This window comes from Tessaracoccus yangjingae (assembly GCF_055326235.1).
This window is the reverse complement of record NZ_JBUZNN010000003.1, coordinates 229,644-246,744: the sequence shown is the minus strand read 5'-3', so window position 1 is coordinate 246,744 and position 17,101 is coordinate 229,644. Positions and strand designations below refer to the sequence as shown.

Sequence of the window (17,101 nt, the reverse complement as noted above, 5' to 3'; positions counted from 1 at the left end):
GGGGTGGGGGCTACAGCCAGTCCTTCAGCTTGAACACCGTGTACATCGCGATGCCCGAGGCGAGCATGAGGACGAGCGCGAACGGGTAGCCCCATGCCCACTCGAGCTCCGGCATGGCGGCGAAGTTCATGCCGTAGGTGCCGGTGACCAGGCTCGGTACGAACAGCACGCCGGCCCAGGCCGCGATCCGTCGGGTCTCCTCGGCCTGCTTGAGGCTGGCGGCGGTCATGTTGCTGATCTCCTCGTTCTGGCGCTGCGCCTGGAGCGAGATGTTGAGGTCCAGCGTGCCCTTCAGGGTCTCCCGGAGGGCGTCGACGCGCTCGATCATGGCGATGGCGTGATCCTCGATGTCGCGCAACTCCTGGCGTCGGCGCTCGCCCGCGGAGGCGAACACGCGGTCCGCCCGGACGCCCTCGATGATCTGCTTGAGGGGGCGGACGGCCCGCTGGAAGTCGATGACCTCACGCGAGAGTTGGTAGATCCGCCGCGACACTCTCGAACTGCCCGTGAACACCTGGGTCTCGATCTCGTCGATGTCGTTCTCGATGCCCATCGCGACGGGCGTGTAGTCGTCGACGATGCCGTCGAGTAGGCGCAGCAGCACCACGCTCGGCCCCTTGGCGAGCACCGACGGCGTGGCCTCCAGTTCCTTCCGGACCCGCGTCAGGTCGGGCGTCTCCGAGTGCCGCACGGTGACCACGAACCGGTCGCCGACGAAGGCGTGCACCTCGCCGAAGTCGACCGTCTCACTCCGGTCGATGTACTGCGCCGCCCGCAGCACCAGGAACAGCACGTCCTCGTAGCGCTCGAACTTGGGCCGCTGGTGGGCCGTGATGGTGTCCTCGACCGCGAGCGGGCTGAGCCGGAACTCGGCGGCCAGGAGCGCCATGTCGGAGTGTCGCGGCCGGTACAGGCCGATCCACGCGAAGCCCTCGGGATGCTCGTCGAGCAGGTTGAACGCCTCGTCGAAGGTGGCTGGGGTCGCGATCCGCCGACCGGCCACGTAGATGCCCGCGTCGACGATGGACGTCACGCCGGTGCGGGCGGAGTTCCGGTCCGGCTCCGGCTCGGCGACGGGGAGGGCAGGCGCGTCCGGGACGGTGGGCCGGAGGCGCAGCGAACGCAGCAGACGGTCGGTGCGACCCGTATCGGCCATGGCGTCTCCTCGCGGGAATCAGGTGCGACGCCGGCGAGCCTACTCCGCCGGGGCGGCCACGGGTGTCCGGTCGCGGCGCGCGAGCGCCCAGGCGACCCCCGCCACGGCCAGCGCCAGCAGCGTCACCGTCAGCGCGGGGGACCGCTCCCAGAGCGCCACCACCGCCACCCAGCCGATGAAACCCACCGTGCCGTACATGAATGCCCACATCAGGCAGCCGACCGTGACGGCGGGGAGGTAGCGGCGCAGCGGCATCCGGGCCACCCCGGCGGCCAGGTTGACCATGGTCTGGATCCCGATGGTGAGGAACGACAGCGACACGGCGGGGGCGCCCCACCTGTTGAGCCAGCGGGCCCCGGTGGCGTAGTGCCGGGACTCCAGCAGCTTCACCCATCGGCTCCGGCTGGCTCCCGCGGCTATCGCTCGCCCCAGCCAGTAGGTGCCGTTGGCGCGCAGCATCACGATGACGAAGAGAGCCAGCACCACGACGCCGAACGGCGCGTCCCAGGTGGTGGGGTCGAACATGGCACTCCAGGAGTCGATGGCGGAGCGCCCAGTCTACTTGCTCACCGGAGAAGGGCCCCGGCCGCGACGATGACGGGGATGCTCAGCAGCATTGACCACAGCGTCGTCGCCTGGACGAGCCGGACCCCCACCTGGTAGCGCACGGCGTGGACGAACACCACCTGCGCTGTCGGGAGGGCGGCGAGCACCACGGCGGCCCGCAGCGGTGTGCCGGAGAGGCCGAGCGCCAGCGCGATGAGCAGCGCGAGCCCCGGCACCAGGAACGACTTGGTCACGATGGCGGCGACCGCCCTGCGCGACAGCCGACGTGGGAGCGGCGACGAGTGCAGCGACATCCCGAACGCCAACAGCATCGCGGGGACGCCGAGATCGGCGAGCAGCGTCAGGGGAGCCCAGACCAGCCTCGGCGGCTGCCACGCGAGCAGGTTGAGGGCCAGGCCGGCCAGCCCGCCCAGCACCAACGGGTGGGTCGCGAAGCTGCGCAGGACGGACCTACCCCTGCCGGCGGGCGAGGACTCCAGGACCGCCACGGCGCTGGGTTGCAGCACCAGCACCTGGAGCAGCATCGCCGGCGCCGCCCACGCCGGGTCACCGAGCACGAAGACGGCGATGGGGATGCCCAGGTTGCCGGCGTTGACGTAGCTGGTGGCGAGGTAGCCGATGGCGGCCTCGGCACGGCCGGTGCGCCACCGTCGAGCCATGACGAGGGCGAACGCGAGGCCCCCGGAGACGCAGGCGCCGCCGAACGCCACGACATGCCACCCCAGCAGAAGGTCGAGGTCCGCCTCGGCCACGGCCACGAGCACCAGCGCCGGCTGCCCGACGAAGAAGGCCACGTCCCCGAGCGCACGCTGGCCGGAGCGGCCCACCACACGGGCGCGCGCGAGCATGAACCCGACGGCCATGACGATGCCGATCGTCGCGAACCCCTCGAGCGCCGCCCACATGCCGCACAGCCTACGGTCGCGGCGCACGTGCGGGACTTCGGTGTTTGCTAGGTTGACTCGCGAGGAGGTGATCCCATTGGCCGACTACCGCGACTTCGACTTCGACGCCACCCAGCGGCACGCGTGGGCGGAGTTCACCCTCCGCCTCGACGAGGTCCTCTCGGTCATGGACGCCACCGGGGACCTGACGATCTCCGTGGCGAACACCGATGCGGCCGTGGTGCGGCCCGGGCTCCGGTTCTCGATGGTCCGCCCCCTCGTGGTGGGCGCCTTCGTGATCGGCTCGGACCAGGGCACCCCCACAGATGCGGAGGAGGACGCGCTCCGCGCCCTCGGTTGGAGCGAACCCGACGAGACGTCCTCGGACTTCCACACCGAGTTGGACCAGGAGAGCTCCGCGACCCTGGCGGACCTGGCCACCCGGACACTCACCGGTGTCTTCGGCGTGCTCCACCCCGTCTTCCTCCACCCGGACCAACTCGCGGAGATCCTGCAGGGGGAGACGCCATGGGCGCCGCTGACCCCCCGGAAGCTGTCGCGCGAGGAGACCTCGGTGATGCCGGGTTCCAGGGCCGAGCTGGACTCCCTCGTGGACGAGGAGCTGCGGCGCGTCTACCGGCACCCGCCCCTGCGCAACGACCTGGGGGACGTCGCCATCCGCGTCGGCTCCACGATGGTATTCCTCAGGTCGACGCCGGACGGCGAGGAACTCGTCCTCTTCGCCGCCCTGGTGCACGACGTGACCGGAAGGTCGCGGGCCTGCGAGGTGCTCAACGACCTCAACGTGGAGTCGCGCTACGGGCGCTTCGCGCTCCACCGGGACCGGGTCTTCGTCCAACTCTCGGTGGCAACCCAGCCGTTCGTCCCGGCGCACCTGCACCAGGCGCTGTTCGCCCTGAGCCAGATCGCGGACGCCATCGACGACGAGCTGGCCACCAAGCTCGGTGGCCGCACCACGTTCTGACACCCGCGGACACCCCTGGATGACCACTACAGTTGACTCATGATGACCGAGCCGCAGCCCGTGACCTACTTCTCCCGGCTCGACGCCGAGGAGTGCTGGGCGCTGCTGGCGGAGTGCGAGGTGGGTCGCATCGCGTGGGTGTCGGCGGAGGGGATCTCCGTGGTGCCCGTCAACTTCCGCGTCGTCGACGGCGTCATCGTCTTCCACACCACCCCCGAATCCTTCCTCGCCGCGCTGGAGCAGAGCACCGACGTGGCCTTCCAGGTGGACGAGATCGACCCGGAGACGGCCACGGGATGGACGGTGCTGGTCCGCGGCACCAGCGGGCCGGCCGACGGGAGTGTGACCAGCATCAGCTGGCTGGAGGGTGGTCTGGCGCTGGGACTTGCGATCACCGCCTCGACCATCGCCGGCCGCGTCGTCTCGGGAAGCATCAAGAGTTAGGAGTCCATCATGACCGAACGCCCCTCCCCGCTGGTGGTCGTCGGAGTTGACGGCAGCGACGACGGCCTGCGCGCCGTCCGGTTCGGCGCCGGCACCGTGCTGCGCTACGGCGGCGAACTCCTGCTGGTCAACGCCGTCGACGACACGCTGATGGCAGGCGCCTGGGGGGTCGTCTACGACCCCGAGGTCCTGCAGTCGGCCGGTGCCACGGCCAACGAGCAGGCCAAGGACGTGGCCCTGGGCATGGGTCTCACCGAGGACCGGATCCGCACCGAGGTGGTGATGGGCTCGCCCGGCGGCGTCATGTCCCGCCTGAGCGAGGTGGCGGACCTGGTGGTGGTGGGCCGCCGCGCGGCCTCCGGGCTGGAGCGCATGTTCGTCGGGTCCACGTCGGTCGCGGTCGTGGCCAACGCCTCGTGTCCAGTGGTGGTCATCTCCGCCGCCGCGCACCCTGACCCGGTGGGTCAGAAGGGCGTGGTGGGCGTCGGGCTGCAGACGGATCCCGGGTCGGAGGCGCTGCTGGAGTCCGGCTTCGTCCAGGCCGAGCGGCTGGGTGCCCGCCTGGAGATCGTCCACGCCATCCAGCCCCCCGTCGGATTGTTCGCGCGGAAGCTGAGCCCCACCCAGCTCGACGAGCAGGTCAGGTTCGCCAAGGGCGGGATCGAGGCCCTCGCCGCCACCGTCGGGGCGAAGCACCCCGAGGTGACCTACGACGTGTCCGTCACAGCCGACAGCCCCATCAACGAGCTGGTGAGCCGCAGCGCGGGCTACGACCTCCTGGTGCTGGGCGTGGGTCAGTCCCACATCCCGGGATTCAGCCTCGGCGGCCTGATGCGTGGCCTCATGGCCCACGCGGAGTGCCCGCTCTTCATCACTCGATGAGCCTGACGCCGACACCGCATCAGCCAACCGTCGAGGTCGTCGCCTCACTGCCCATCGCGGCGGAGGCCGAGCACATCGCCGGCCTCATCCGCGCCAACCAGGTGGTGGTGGTCGCGGGCGAGACCGGGTCCGGGAAGACCACCCAGCTGCCCAAGATCTGCCTCATGGCAGGACGCGAGCGGATCGCCCACACCCAGCCGCGCCGCATCGCGGCCCGGACCGTGGCGCAGCGCATCGCCGTGGAGTGCGGCGTCGAGCTCGGAGAGTTCGTCGGCTACCAGGTCCGGTTCACCCGCAAGGTCACGGCCAAGACCCGCATCAAGGTGATGACCGACGGCATCCTCCTGTCGGAACTGACCCATGACCGGCTCCTCAGCCGCTACGACACGATCATCATCGACGAGGCCCACGAGCGGAGCCTCAACATCGACTTCCTGCTCGGCTACCTCAAGCAGCTGCTGCCGAAGCGCCCCGACCTGCGCGTCATCGTCACCTCCGCCACCATCGACACCGCCAGGTTCTCGGAGCACTTCGACGGCGCCCCCGTCGTGGAGGTGTCGGGGCGGACCTTCCCGGTCGAGACGCGCTACCGGCCCCTCGAGGAGTCGATGGACGAGATCGACGCCATCTCCTCGGCCGTCGAGGAGATCGTCACCGAGTCGGCCACCGGCGACATCCTGGTGTTCCTCAGCGGCGAACGCGAGATCCGAGACGCCGCCGAGGCCATCGACAGGCTGGGCACCGGGCTGGAGGTTCTGCCCCTGTTCGCGCGGCTGTCGGCGGCGGACCAACAGCGCGTGTTCCAGCCGCACGGCACCAGGCGCGTGGTCCTCGCCACCAACGTGGCGGAGACCTCCATCACGGTGCCCGGCATCCGCTACGTCGTGGACGTCGGCACCGCGCGCATCTCCCGATACTCCGCGCGCACCAAGGTTCAGAGGCTGCCGATCGAGCCCATCTCGCAGGCCTCGGCCAACCAGCGGGCGGGTCGCTGCGGGCGCGTGGGGCCGGGCATCGCGATCAGGCTCTACAGCGAGGAGGACTTCGAGAGCCGCCCCCAGTACTCCGAGCCCGAGATCCTGCGCACCAACCTGGCCACCGTGATCCTGCTCATGGCGCAGGCGGGGCTGGGCGACGTCGAGTCTTTCCCGTTCGTCGAGGCCCCCGTGATCTCGCAGATCAACGACGGCGTGCGCGTGCTCACCGAGCTCGGCGCCCTCCATCCGCGCAAGCGCCACGACCATGTCCGGCTCACCCGCACGGGCCGGATGCTGGCCCGACTGCCCGTCGACCCACGCATGGGCAGGATGCTCATCGAGGGGTCCCGCAGGCACACGCTGGGCACGGTGCTGGTGCTGGTGGCCGGGCTGACCGTGCCGGACGTCCGGGAGCGTCCGGCGGAGTTCCAGGCCCAGGCGGACCAGTCGCATCGCAGGTTCTGGGGCGGCGACGAGCCCGAGCGGTCAGCGCCGGAGGGCGGCGAGCCGCTGCGGCACACGGCCCACACCGGGACCCGCAAGGAACAGCCCGCCAAGGCGGCCCCGGAGGGCGGCGACTTCGAGGTGCTGCTCAACATCTGGACCTACCTCCGGCGGCGCCGCCGCGAGCTGTCGGGCAACGCCTTCCGCCGGATGTGCCGCGAGGAGTACCTCAGCTTCATCCGCTTCCGCGAGTGGGAGGATCTCGTCTCCCAGCTCCGCGAGGCCGTCAAGGAGCTCGACCTCGACGCCTCCGGGGCCGGCACGATGCCCGAGGTGCTCACCTGCCTGCTGACCGGACTGCTGTCGAACGTGGGCCTCGCCGAGCAGGAGAAGGTCAAGCCGCAGCCGGGCAAGCGGCGTCCGCTCACGCTCTACCAGGGCGCGCGGGGCGCCAGGTTCGCCATCCAGCCGGGCTCGTCGCTGGCCAGGTCCACGCCTCCGCTCGTGATGGCCTTCGAGCTCGTGGAGACGTCCCAGCTGTGGGCCCGCACGGTGGCCGAGGTGCGCCCCGAGTGGATCGAGCAGGTGGGCGATCACGTGCTGACCCGCACCCTGTCTGAGCCCCACTGGTCCGCGCGCTCGGCCAGCGTCGTGGCCAGCGAACGCGTGTCCCTGTTCGGCGTGCCGATCGTGGCGGGCCGCAGGACCGACTACGCGGCGGCGCATCCCGTGGAGGCCCGCGAGATCTTCATCCGCAGCGCGCTGGTGGAGGGTGACTGGGAGACGAGGCAGGGGCTCGTGACCGCCAACCGCGCGGTCATCGACGAGGCCACGAAGATGACCGACCGGATGCGGCGGCCGGACCTGCTCATCTCCGACGAGTCCCTCTACGAGTTCTACGACCAGCGGATCCCGCCGGAGGTAGTCTCCGGCGCCACCCTGGACCGGTGGCTGCGGGGCCTTCCCCGCGACCAGTGGCCGCTGCTGATGATCGACGACGCCGTCGTCGACGCCACCCAGCTCAGGCCCTCGGACTTCCCGGACAGGTGGACCGCCGGCGCGCACAAGCTGCCCATCCGCTACGTCTTCGACCCGGGGGCGGGCGGCGACGGCGTCACCATCACGGTCAGGCTCGAGCTCCTCAACCAACTCGACGGCGCCCGCTTCAGCTGGCAGGTGCCCGGCCTGCGGCGAGAGCTGGCCACCGAGCTCATCCGCTCACTGCCGAAGGCGCTGCGGACCAGCTTCGTGCCCGCGCCGGACTTCGCCGCCAAGGCGCTCGCGTGGATCGAGTCGCGCGGTGAGGCGGGCCAGGGCACGTTCGGCGACGCGCTCGGCCGCGCCCTCACGGCGCTGACGGGCACCGTCGTGACCGGGGCGGACTTCCATCCGAAGGCGGTCGGTGGGCACCTCCGGCCCACCTTCATCGTCTCCGACGGTGGCCGCGAGGTGGCCCGGGGCGACGACCTGGACGCCCTCGCCAGGACCCTGGCCCCGAAGGTCGCGGCGAAGCTCACGGCCTCTGCGGGTGACCGGGCCAGCACCGGGCAGCGGTCATGGACGTTCGGCACCATCGCCAAGGAGACCGCCGTCGGCAAGGGGGTGATCGGGTATCCGGCGCTCGTCGACGAGGGTGCCACTGTCGGCGTGCAGGTCCTGGACTCCGTGGAGAAGGCGGCCCGGTCCCACAGGTTGGGGATCCGGCGCCTGCTCACGCTCACCAACCCGGATCCCACGAAGTGGGTGGTGGGCCACCTCGGACGCCAGGAGAAGCTCTCCCTCGCCAACTCCTCCTACCCCACCGTGCCTGAGCTGCTGGCCGACGCCTGGCTCAAGGCGGGGGAGCAGCTCGCCGCCGGGCAGGGCCCCATCGTCGACATCCGGACCGGGCCAGACTATGACCGGGTCGCGCTGGCCGTGCGGCAGGAGTGCCCCGGGAGGACCCGTCAGGTGGTCTCGACCGCGGCCCAGGCCCTGGCGGCGGTGACCCAGGCCAGGCTCCTGCTAGGAGGCATGCCCCCCGGGTCCGCAGTCCGGAAGGACGTGGCGGCCCAACTCGACAACCTGTTCTTCAACCGGTTCATCTCGGCGACGCCGGACCCCTGGTTCGCGCACCTTCCGCGCTACGCGCAGGCCGCGGTGGCGCGCCTGCAGGCCTCCCTGGAGCATCCCGAGCGCGACGCGCGCCTCCAGGCGGAGGTGGACGAGATGGAGGACCTCTACGCCGAGCTGACGGACGCCCAGCCGCCGGGGCCCCTGGCTCCCGCCGTGGAGGAGATCGCATTCCTGCTGGAGGAGTTCCGGGTCAGCCTGTTCGCGCAGCAGCTCCGCACCGCGGTGCCGATCTCTGTCAAGCGCATCAGACAGGCGATCGGGCGGGCGCGGTGACTCCCGCCACCGCGCCCGCCCGATCATTGGGAAGCCGACGGCCCGTCGTCACGGACGCTGGCGACCCCAGAACCCGTCCGCCGCGAACAGCCTCTCGACGAGAGGCTCCAGGAGCCCCGCCTCGAACAGGACATCCAGGACCGTGTACCGCTTCCGGATGGTCTGGGCACGCAGATAGGTCTGCCTGAACCGCTCCCAGTCGAGATCGATGTCCGACGGATGGGCGGGCGCGCCCACGGCTCGGAGTCGCCGCTGCAGCTCGGTCGCCGGGAGGAGCTGGGCGCGGAGCCTCGGGGCGATCGTCGCCCAGCTCGACTTGAGCGACTCCAGCCGTGCACGCAGCTCCTCAGTGGGGATCCACTTGGCTAGCGTCTGCTCGACGGTCTCATCCACCAGGCGCGGGTTGGGGTTGAGCTGCCGGACGTGGGCCTCGAGGTTCTCTCGCGACCGCCACGCCGCCACGGCGGCGTCGACGTCCAGATCCGCAGCCACGTCCATGTCCAGTAGCTCCTCGTACAGTGCGGCCACGGCCACGGTTCCGAGGGCGACCTTGAAGCCGTGTGAGAGGCGCGGGACCTGGTCGACGCCGTGCCCCTCCATCTCCCACAGATGGCTGAACTGGTGCTCGGCACCCGAGGCGGGGCGCGACGACTGGTGCGCCTGCATCGCCAGGCCGGACATGATCAGCCCCTCGGCGAGCGCGCCGACCGCGTCGACCTCGCGTGCGGCCAGGCCCTCGGGGTTCCCGACCGCGTCGGCGAGGGTGCCCTGCACCTTGGCCCACACCGAGTCGTCCATCGCCTCGACGCCCAGGGCGTCAGCGAGGATCCAGTCAGCGCCGGACGTGACCTTCCCCAGCAGGTCGCCGTAGCCGGAGGCGGTCATGTTCGCTGGGGCGGCCGCCATGACGGTGAGGTCCGCGATGCAGGCCCGCGGCGCGGGGCAGCCCAGCGTCTGCTTGAAGCCGTCGACGGCGATGGAGGCACCGAACGCGGTGTACCCGTCCATGGACGCGGCGGTGCCGACGATCATGTAGCCGCGGTCGAGTTCGCCACTGGCCCGCTTGACGATGTCGTTGAGCGTGCCCGCCCCGACGGCGATCGCGACGGCATCAAGGCCCGCCAACTGGTCGCGCAGCGCTTCGATGTTCTCGTACCTGGCGTACAGCTCGGGCTCGCCCGGGAAGACGTGCGACTCGAGCAGTTCGACCCCCTCTGAGGCCAGGACCTCCCGGACGGCGTCTCCCGCGACGCGCATGGTGCGCTCGTCACCGATGATCACGGCCCTGCGCCCCGGGAAGAGCGACGTGAACACCTCCGCCACCTTCCCGACGGCCCCGGCACCCATCTCGACACGCTTGGTGTCGGTGGCCTCGGCCAGCGAGGCCTCAATCAGATCGGACATGGTGACTCCCTTACTTGGCGGCTTCGTGGTCGACGACCTGGTGGGTGAGTTCCGCGAGCGCCGGGAACGACTCGCGGTACCGGTCGAGGTAGAACTTGTACTCCTCGTGGTTGGCGGCGTTCGGCTCCAGGCGGTCCACCTCGTGGACCATGTTGTCGGCCGCCTCGGCAAGGTCTGCGTAGATGCCGGCACCGACGGCGGCCACCATGCAGGTGCCGAGGACGACGGCGTCGCCCACCTCGGTGAGGGTGACCGGGACGCCCGTGACATCGGCGTGCATCTGCATCCAGTCGCGGGAGTTCGTCGCGCCCCCGCAGGCAACGATCTCGGTCACGTTGAAGCCCTGGCTCTCCATGGCGCGCAGGTTGTGGGCGGTGCCGTAGCACACCGACTCCTGGATGGCGTGGTACATGTGCGCCGGGGTGTGGTGCAGCGACAGGCCCCAGAAGATGCCGCGGGCCTTCGAGTCCGTGTACGGCGTGCGGTTGCCCTGGAAATACTCGTTGATGATGAGCCCGTCGGAACCGATGGGGATGTCCTTCGACTTCTTGTTGAGGATGTCGTAGGCGTTGAGCCCGCTGGTCTCAGCCGCGGCGACGACGTCCGGAGCGAAGTTGTCCTTGAACCACTTGAGGACCGAGCCGGTGGACACCTGTCCGCCCTCGACTGTGTACTGCCCCTTGATCACGCCGTCGGTGTAGGCGCCGAAGAAGCCCTTGCCGTGGATCTCGGTGTCGGTCTGGCCCGTCAGCACGTGCGACGAGCCGGTGATCAGCGCCATCCTGCCCGGGGTGACGACGCCGAGGCCGATCTGGCCGGCCCACGCGTCGGCCGGCCCCTGGGCAACCGGAATCCCGGGAATCAGCCCGAGGGCCTGAGCGGCGCCTGCGCTGAGCCCACCGACGGGGGTGCCGAGATCGAGGACCCTCTCTGGGATTTTGTCGAAGACGTCACCGCAGCCGATGTGCTCGTAGAAGTCGACCGGCCAGCCCCCGTGGGCGCGGTTGTGGTACATCCGCAGCGCGGCGGAGTTGATGTTGACGCTCCACTCGCCCGTCAGCTTGTACGTGACCCAGTCGGGTGCGTCGACCATCCGGGTGGCGGCCCGGTACGTCTCGGGCTCGTTCTCCTTGAGCCACGCCGCCTTGAACGGGAACCACTCGGCGGTGGCGGGGGCCGTTCCCGCCCCGTTGTAGAGGCGGGCGACGGAGTCGGAGGTCTCGGCCCGGGCAGCCTGCTTCGTGGCGCGGACGTCCATCCACATGATGGCCGGGCGAAGGGCTTCGCCCTTGTCGTCCATGGGGACAACGGTCATGGTGGTGGCATCGCAGGAGATGCCGGCGATGGATGCGGCCGGGACCCCGGCGTTGGCCATGGCCTTGTGTGCCGATGCCTGGAGGGCCTGCCACCAGTCGTTGGGATGCTGCTCCGCCCACCCCGGGCGTGGGTGGTATGTCTTGTACGGGGTGGCGGCGAACGTCACGGGGCGTCCGGTCAGGTCGAAGATGGCGACTCGGCAGCTCTCGGTGCCGAAGTCGATTCCCATCAGGTAGGGGCCGTCGACGTGCATGGTGATTGAACCTTCTTCGTTGAGTGTTCGGGTGGTGGTGTTGTCAGTTGGTGTCGTTGTCTTCGGTCCAGCCGAGCTCGTCCCAGATGTGGGCCGGGATGAGCCGGTCGACGCGGTCGAGGACGTAGGTCGGGCGTGCCGAGCGCGGGAGGGCTGCGACTTCTTCGGGGGTCGCCTCCCCGGTGAGGACGACTGCTGACGGCATGTCGGCCTCGAGGGCCATCTGGATGTCGGTGCTGAGACGGTCGCCCACCATCACCGCGTCCTGGACGCGAACGTCCAGCCCGGTCATGGCCTCCGACAGCATGAGCGGTGAAGGCTTGCCCAAGCTCACAGAGCAGGTGACTCCCGTGCAGGCCTCGATCGCCGCCGTGATCGCCGCGCAGTCGGGTTCGCCCCGCCCGCCGGGGAACGGGCAGTACCGGTCCGGGTTGGTCTGGATGAGGATCGCGCGCTTGTGGTACCAGATGGCGTCGAACGCGATCTGGAGCTTGCGGTAGTCGAACGTCCTGTCGTAGGAGGCGATGACGATGTCGATCTCCGACGGGTCCTCGCTGAGCCGGAAGCCGGCATCGAGCAGAGCCGCCCGCAACGGCTCCTCGCCGATGACGAACAGGATGGCGTACGGATGATGCTCCGTCAGCCATCGCACCGTGGTGACGACCGTGTTGGCGATGTCGTCGAGCGAGGTGGGCAGGCCGAGCTTGGCCAGCTTGCGCTGGTACTGCATGGGGTCCTTCGTCGGGTTGTTCGACAGGAACCGCACGGGGATGTTCCGGCGACGCAGCTCGCGGATCAGGCGGGCCGCGCCGGGCAGCAGGTGGTCGCCCAGGTAGATGGTGCCGTCCAGGTCGAAGATGTAGGCGCCTTTGATCTCCGTGGGCGCGGACACGGTGGTGGTCACGGTCACGATGTTTCCTCCCGCGTCAGCCGAACAGTCCGGCGGTCGTCAGTACCAGCGTGGTTGTCACCCAGATCGCCATCGCCGGCGGGTCGATGTGGGTCTTGCCACGTACGTGGAACAGATTCGACTGCAGCTCTGCGAGGAACGCGGAGATCATGCCGAAGACTGCGCCGATGGCCAGCGCCCCCAGGGCGAACCAGGCGACCTCGTCACCCCAGTCGGCCCACGCGAACCCGTCGCCCGCGACGATCGGCATGAACTTCACCGCCGCGAGGCCGCCGATGATCGTGATGTGGTGCTGGACCGGCATCTCGTGGCCGAGGATCAGGAACAGCACCACGATGGCGGAGAAGCCGAAGGCGAAGGTGTGGGCCCAGGCGTCGGCACCTGGGATGAACGTCGCCAGCGCGAGGGATGAGCCTGCGCCGAGGAGGCCGAAGAAGGCGCCGATGGGGAGGTACTGCGAGGGGCGCTGCTGCCACTTGAGCCAGAAGCTCTCGTCGCTGGAGGCGATGCGGCCCCAGAAACCCCTGGCGTCCTTGTTCATCTTCTCGGGGTGCAGCAGGCTGCCGCCGAAGAGGAGACGGGCGAGCACGGCGGACAAGAAGACCGTCAGGGCGACGGAGTCGGTGTGGCCACCGAACCACGGAAGCTGGGCGATACCGATCTGGATGACGTAGCCGGCCATGCCGAAGAAGGCTCCGACGGCGAGGACCATGGGGCGACCGAGCCGGGCCAGCGGCTCCGAGACATCCCGGCCGTCCGCAAGTTGGCGGCGCTGGGCGAAAGCGGCCGCCGCGACGCCGCCTGCGAAGGCGACGTGCGGGCCCATGAACGGGCCGAATGCGAGAAAGTCGAAGCCGATGCTCGAGCCGGTGGCCGCGAAGAGGCCCCAGGACACGAAGACGCAGATGCCGGTGACGGCGAATGCGTAGTTGGCGCCGATCGCCGCGCCGACGAAGCCGCCGGCAAGGGAGACGACCAGGCCGAGGAGGAAGACCCCCAGGGAAGCTGTGAACACCTTTGTTCTCCTAGTGAGGAATTGATCAGACGGTTGTGGGTGCGGCGGGGCTCAGCTGGCGACGGGGGGCTCGTAGGAACACAGCGCGTCGACCTTTGCCGCGGACGGGGACGAGGCGTCGAAGGTGTAGTCGAGGAACTCCGCGGCGAGGCGGAGTGCCAGCTCCTGGCCGATGACGCGTTGGCCGAGGCACAGCACCTGACCGTTGTTGGACAGGACGAGGCGCTCGACCGAGAAGGAGTCGTGGGCCGTGCTGGCCCGGACTCCGGCCACCTTGTTGGCGGCGATCGCCATGCCCATGCCGGTGCCGCAGACGAAGATGCCGCGATCGGCCTCACCGGAGGCGATCTTGCGAGCGCCGGCGACGGCGACGTGCGGGTAGGCGGTCGGGTCGGTGTCGGCGCCCACGCCGACGTCGATGACCGACTCGACCCTCGGGTCGCCCTCCAGCTTCGCCTTGATCGCGTCCTTGTACGACACGCCTGCCTGGTCCGCAGCCAGCACGACTCGGAATCCCATGTGTTGCTCCTTCACTCCAGCGGCATCCTCGCCGCGCACATGAAGAGGCTAACACGGTTTGTGTTAGAAATACCACCAAGAATGAGAAAATGGCTGGGTGTTGGTGTTAACTCCCCGTCGACTTCTCATCTGCGACCGTGACATTGGCCCCCCAGGCGGTGAGCTGCGCCAGGTCGTCGGCTGGCACCCCAGGGCCGACGATGACGTGGTCGAACTCGTCGAGCCGGGCGAAGGCGTGGAGTGCCTTGCGGCGCAGCTTCGTGTGATCGAGGAGCAGGACCCTCACCCGGGCGGCGCGCATCATTGCCTTCTTGACCGCGACCACGGCCTCATAGGGGTGGAAGCAGCGCCCGTCCGCGATCCCTGAGGCCGACAGCACGCAGAAGTCCATGTCGAGCGTCTCGAGTGTGTCGATCGCGGTGGGGCCGAGCACGGCGTCCGCCCAGCCCTCGTAGGACCCGCCCGTCAGGAACAGGCTGACGTCCTGGGCCTGGGCTGCCTCGCGTGCGACGAGGAGCGAATTGGTGATGATGGTGACTGGGGGGGCCTTGGCCAGCTCCCGCACCACGTAGATCCCGCTGGTCGAGTCGTCGAGCGCGACCGAGCTGCCGGGCGGGACGAGCCGAGCCAGGGTGCTCGCCATCAGGGCCTTGCTCTCCGGCTCCTGATCCATCCGGAACGAGGCGCCGGCCTCCTGGAGCCCGCTGGCGACCGCCGACACCTGTCCCCGGTGCCGTTGCAGCAACCCGGCGTCCTCGAGCGCCTTGACGTCGCGGTACGCGGTCATGGCGCTGACCCCCGTGTGTGCCGCAATGTCCTCCATCGTCACCGAGCCGTGCTTGATCACCAGTTCGGCGATCGCGAGGTGGCGGGCGCGCTGTGACGTGATTCCGTGCGCTCTGGTGGGACTGTCGTCGGCCATGATGGTGCTCCTGCCTCGGTGCTCGCGCCGCGGAACGGCACTTGGAACCCTACTCCGGGTGGCACGATGGGGTCCGTGCCCAGGGACGTCTCCGAACTCATCGCCTTGTTCGACCTCCAGACCACGGGGGAGAACCGGTTCCGCGGGCCGCATCCGGACACACTCCTGCAGCGCCTGTTCGGCGGCCAGGTGCTGGGCCAGACGCTGGTGGCGGCCGCGCGCACCGTCGCTCCCGACCGCCTCGTCCACTCGCTCAACGCCTACTTCCTGCGCCCGGGGGCCAACGACCGCCCGCTGGACTTCGAGGTGGAGGTGATGCGCGACGGGAACACGTTCAGCAACCGCCGTGTGGTGACCCGCCAGGGCGGTTCGGTGATCTTCCAGATGACCGCGTCGTTCCAGGAGCCGGAGGACGGGCTGAGCCACTCCGCCGCACCCCCCTCCGGGGTGGCCGTGCCGGAGTCGTGCCCCTCGCTCCACGAGGTGCTGGAACGCCGATTCGGGGCCAGCGTCCGGCTGGTGTCCGAATGGGACGCCCTGGACGTCCGCCTCGCCGCCCGCCCGGACCTCGTCGAGGGCGGCGGCAACATGAAGGCGTGGATCCGCACGAGGGAGGCCATGCCGGACGACCCGCTTCTGCACGCCGCGGTGCTGGCCTATCTCTCCGACATCACCCTGCTCAGCGTCTCGACGGTGCCGCACGCGGTGGAGTTCCTGTCGCCGTCGATGCAGGCCGCGTCGATCGATCACGCGATGTGGTTCCATCGCCCGGTCCGGGTGGACGAGTGGCTGCTCTACGACATGACGTCGCCGTCGGCCTCGCACGCGCGCGGCTTCGCGATGGGGCGGCTGTTCCAGGACGGGCTCGCCGTGGCCTCGTGCGCCCAGGAGGGACTGATCCGCGTCCTGTCGTGAGCCGACGGGGACAGACCGCGGCCCGCACCCCGGGGGAGGGGGCACGGGCCGCGGCGTATGGGAGACCGGTGTCCGGTCAGGCGGCCAGTCCCTGGCCGGCCCGGAGCGTGGCCAGTGCCTGCCGCTCGATCTGGCGCACCCGCTCGGCGGTGATGCCCCACTGCACGCCGATGTCGGCGAGCTTGGCCTGGCGGCCGTCGAGGAGGCCATACCTGCGGCGCACCACGTCCTGGGAGCGCTCGTCGAGGCTGGAGAGCATGGCCTCGAGCCGGGCGCGATCCTCCGCGTCCAGCACCATCTCGTCCGGCCCGGGGGCGGTCTCGCGGGCGATGAGATCGCCCAGCGCGGTGTCGCCGTCGGCCTCGACGGGGGCGTCGAGGGACACGTGGTCACGGGAGTAGCGGATCAGGTCGACGATCTTGGACTCCTCGAGGCCCAGCTCGTCGGCGATCTCGGAGAGCTCCGGCTCGCGGCCCAGCTGGCGCTCCAGGTTGCGGCGCACGGCGGAGACCTGGTTGACCTGCTCGGCCACATGAACCGGCAGCCGGACGATGCGTCCCTGCTGCGCGATGCCGCGTGAGATGGCCTGACGCACCCACCACGTCGCGTAGGTGGAGAACTTGAAGCCCTTGGCGTAGTCGAACTTCTCGACCGCGCGGATCAGGCCGGTGTTGCCCTCCTGGACCAGGTCCAGCATGGGCATCTGGGAGCGCCCGTACTTGCGGGCGACGGAGACGACGAGGCGGAGGTTCGCCTGGATGAAGCGCTGCATGGCGGCGTCGCCGAGTGCGGCCAGTGCCTGCAGCTCGTCCTCGGTGGCCTCGACGGAGGACTCGGCCACGCCGTCGAGGATCTGGCGGGCGAACAGCCCGGCCTCGATCTCGCGGGCGAGGTCCACCTCCTCCACGGCGCTGAGCAGTGGGGTCTTGGCGATGGCGTCCAGGTACAGGCCCACCGCGTCCTTGCCGTCGATGCCGTCATTGGTTCGTGTACGCGCAGTCGTAATCATGTCTCTCGAGTCCCTTTCGTACAGTCGTCACCCCCAACAACGCGCAAGGGGTGCCAAGGGTTCCCGCTTCGCATACCCTTCAAGCGAATATGCGACCAGGGTCGTACGTC

Annotated in this window: 15 protein-coding genes; 5 read left to right on the top strand and 10 right to left on the bottom strand. The window is 69.8% G+C overall.

Features of this window, described 5'->3' with window-relative positions; translation table 11 throughout:
- Positions 1 to 10: 10 nt before the first annotated feature.
- The 3 genes from ACZK5D_RS06405 to ACZK5D_RS06395 are packed head-to-tail and all read right to left on the bottom strand — an operon-like array spanning position 11 to position 2,628.
- On the bottom strand, positions 11 to 1,156 hold the full coding sequence (locus tag ACZK5D_RS06405; RefSeq protein WP_463664680.1) for a magnesium and cobalt transport protein CorA: 1,146 nt from the start codon (positions 1,154 to 1,156) through the stop codon (positions 11 to 13).
- A gap of 39 nt (positions 1,157 to 1,195) precedes the next feature.
- Positions 1,196 to 1,681: a DedA family protein gene (locus ACZK5D_RS06400; protein ID WP_463664679.1), complete on the bottom strand. Its 486-nt coding sequence runs from the start codon at positions 1,679 to 1,681 to the stop codon at positions 1,196 to 1,198.
- 41 nt (positions 1,682 to 1,722) lie between these two features.
- On the bottom strand, positions 1,723 to 2,628 hold the full coding sequence (locus ACZK5D_RS06395; protein WP_463664678.1) for an AEC family transporter: 906 nt from the start codon (positions 2,626 to 2,628) through the stop codon (positions 1,723 to 1,725).
- Between the two features lie 76 nt (positions 2,629 to 2,704).
- Between ACZK5D_RS06395 and ACZK5D_RS06390 the strand changes: the two genes are divergently transcribed.
- From ACZK5D_RS06390 to hrpA, 4 genes are read left to right on the top strand one after another with little or no spacing between them, the layout of a single operon-like run.
- Positions 2,705 to 3,592 (top strand): T3SS (YopN, CesT) and YbjN peptide-binding chaperone 1, encoded by an 888-nt coding sequence (locus ACZK5D_RS06390; RefSeq protein ID WP_458993774.1) that lies wholly within the window; start codon positions 2,705 to 2,707, stop codon positions 3,590 to 3,592.
- Positions 3,593 to 3,631: 39 nt separating this feature from the next.
- Positions 3,632 to 4,036 (top strand): pyridoxamine 5'-phosphate oxidase family protein, encoded by a 405-nt coding sequence (locus ACZK5D_RS06385; RefSeq protein ID WP_463664677.1) that lies wholly within the window; start codon positions 3,632 to 3,634, stop codon positions 4,034 to 4,036.
- Between the two features lie 9 nt (positions 4,037 to 4,045).
- Complete coding sequence (locus ACZK5D_RS06380) at positions 4,046 to 4,918, top strand: universal stress protein (RefSeq protein WP_458993776.1); 873 nt, start codon at positions 4,046 to 4,048, stop codon at positions 4,916 to 4,918.
- Positions 4,915 to 8,727, top strand: a complete 3,813-nt coding sequence (gene hrpA, locus ACZK5D_RS06375) for an ATP-dependent RNA helicase HrpA (protein WP_463664676.1) — start codon at positions 4,915 to 4,917, stop codon at positions 8,725 to 8,727. The genes ACZK5D_RS06380 and hrpA overlap by 4 nt, the downstream gene beginning before the upstream one ends.
- A gap of 48 nt (positions 8,728 to 8,775) precedes the next feature.
- Here the strand turns inward: hrpA and ACZK5D_RS06370 are convergent, their stop codons facing one another.
- The 6 genes from ACZK5D_RS06370 to ACZK5D_RS06345 form a co-directional block, all read right to left on the bottom strand.
- On the bottom strand, positions 8,776 to 10,131 hold the full coding sequence (locus ACZK5D_RS06370) for a sn-glycerol-1-phosphate dehydrogenase (RefSeq protein WP_463664675.1): 1,356 nt from the start codon (positions 10,129 to 10,131) through the stop codon (positions 8,776 to 8,778).
- A gap of 10 nt (positions 10,132 to 10,141) precedes the next feature.
- Positions 10,142 to 11,701, bottom strand: a complete 1,560-nt coding sequence (locus ACZK5D_RS06365) for an FGGY-family carbohydrate kinase (RefSeq protein WP_463664674.1) — start codon at positions 11,699 to 11,701, stop codon at positions 10,142 to 10,144.
- 43 nt (positions 11,702 to 11,744) lie between these two features.
- Positions 11,745 to 12,605: an HAD-IIA family hydrolase gene (locus tag ACZK5D_RS06360; protein ID WP_463664789.1), complete on the bottom strand. Its 861-nt coding sequence runs from the start codon at positions 12,603 to 12,605 to the stop codon at positions 11,745 to 11,747.
- A gap of 22 nt (positions 12,606 to 12,627) precedes the next feature.
- Positions 12,628 to 13,626: a DUF7973 family transport facilitator gene (locus tag ACZK5D_RS06355; protein WP_463664673.1), complete on the bottom strand. Its 999-nt coding sequence runs from the start codon at positions 13,624 to 13,626 to the stop codon at positions 12,628 to 12,630.
- Positions 13,627 to 13,677: 51 nt separating this feature from the next.
- Complete coding sequence (locus ACZK5D_RS06350; protein ID WP_458993781.1) at positions 13,678 to 14,145, bottom strand: ribose-5-phosphate isomerase; 468 nt, start codon at positions 14,143 to 14,145, stop codon at positions 13,678 to 13,680.
- Positions 14,146 to 14,251: 106 nt separating this feature from the next.
- Entirely contained in the window at positions 14,252 to 15,067 is an 816-nt protein-coding gene (locus ACZK5D_RS06345; protein ID WP_458993782.1) for a DeoR/GlpR family DNA-binding transcription regulator, read from the bottom strand.
- A 66-nt stretch (positions 15,068 to 15,133) separates the two neighbouring features.
- Here ACZK5D_RS06345 and ACZK5D_RS06340 point away from each other — a divergent pair, with 66 nt between their 5' ends.
- Positions 15,134 to 15,982, top strand: a complete 849-nt coding sequence (locus ACZK5D_RS06340) for an acyl-CoA thioesterase (RefSeq protein WP_463664672.1) — start codon at positions 15,134 to 15,136, stop codon at positions 15,980 to 15,982.
- Positions 15,983 to 16,058: 76 nt separating this feature from the next.
- Here ACZK5D_RS06340 and ACZK5D_RS06335 read toward each other — a convergent pair whose 3' ends face one another.
- Positions 16,059 to 16,991: a sigma-70 family RNA polymerase sigma factor gene (locus ACZK5D_RS06335; protein WP_458993784.1), complete on the bottom strand. Its 933-nt coding sequence runs from the start codon at positions 16,989 to 16,991 to the stop codon at positions 16,059 to 16,061.
- Between the last annotated feature and the right edge of the window lie 110 nt (positions 16,992 to 17,101).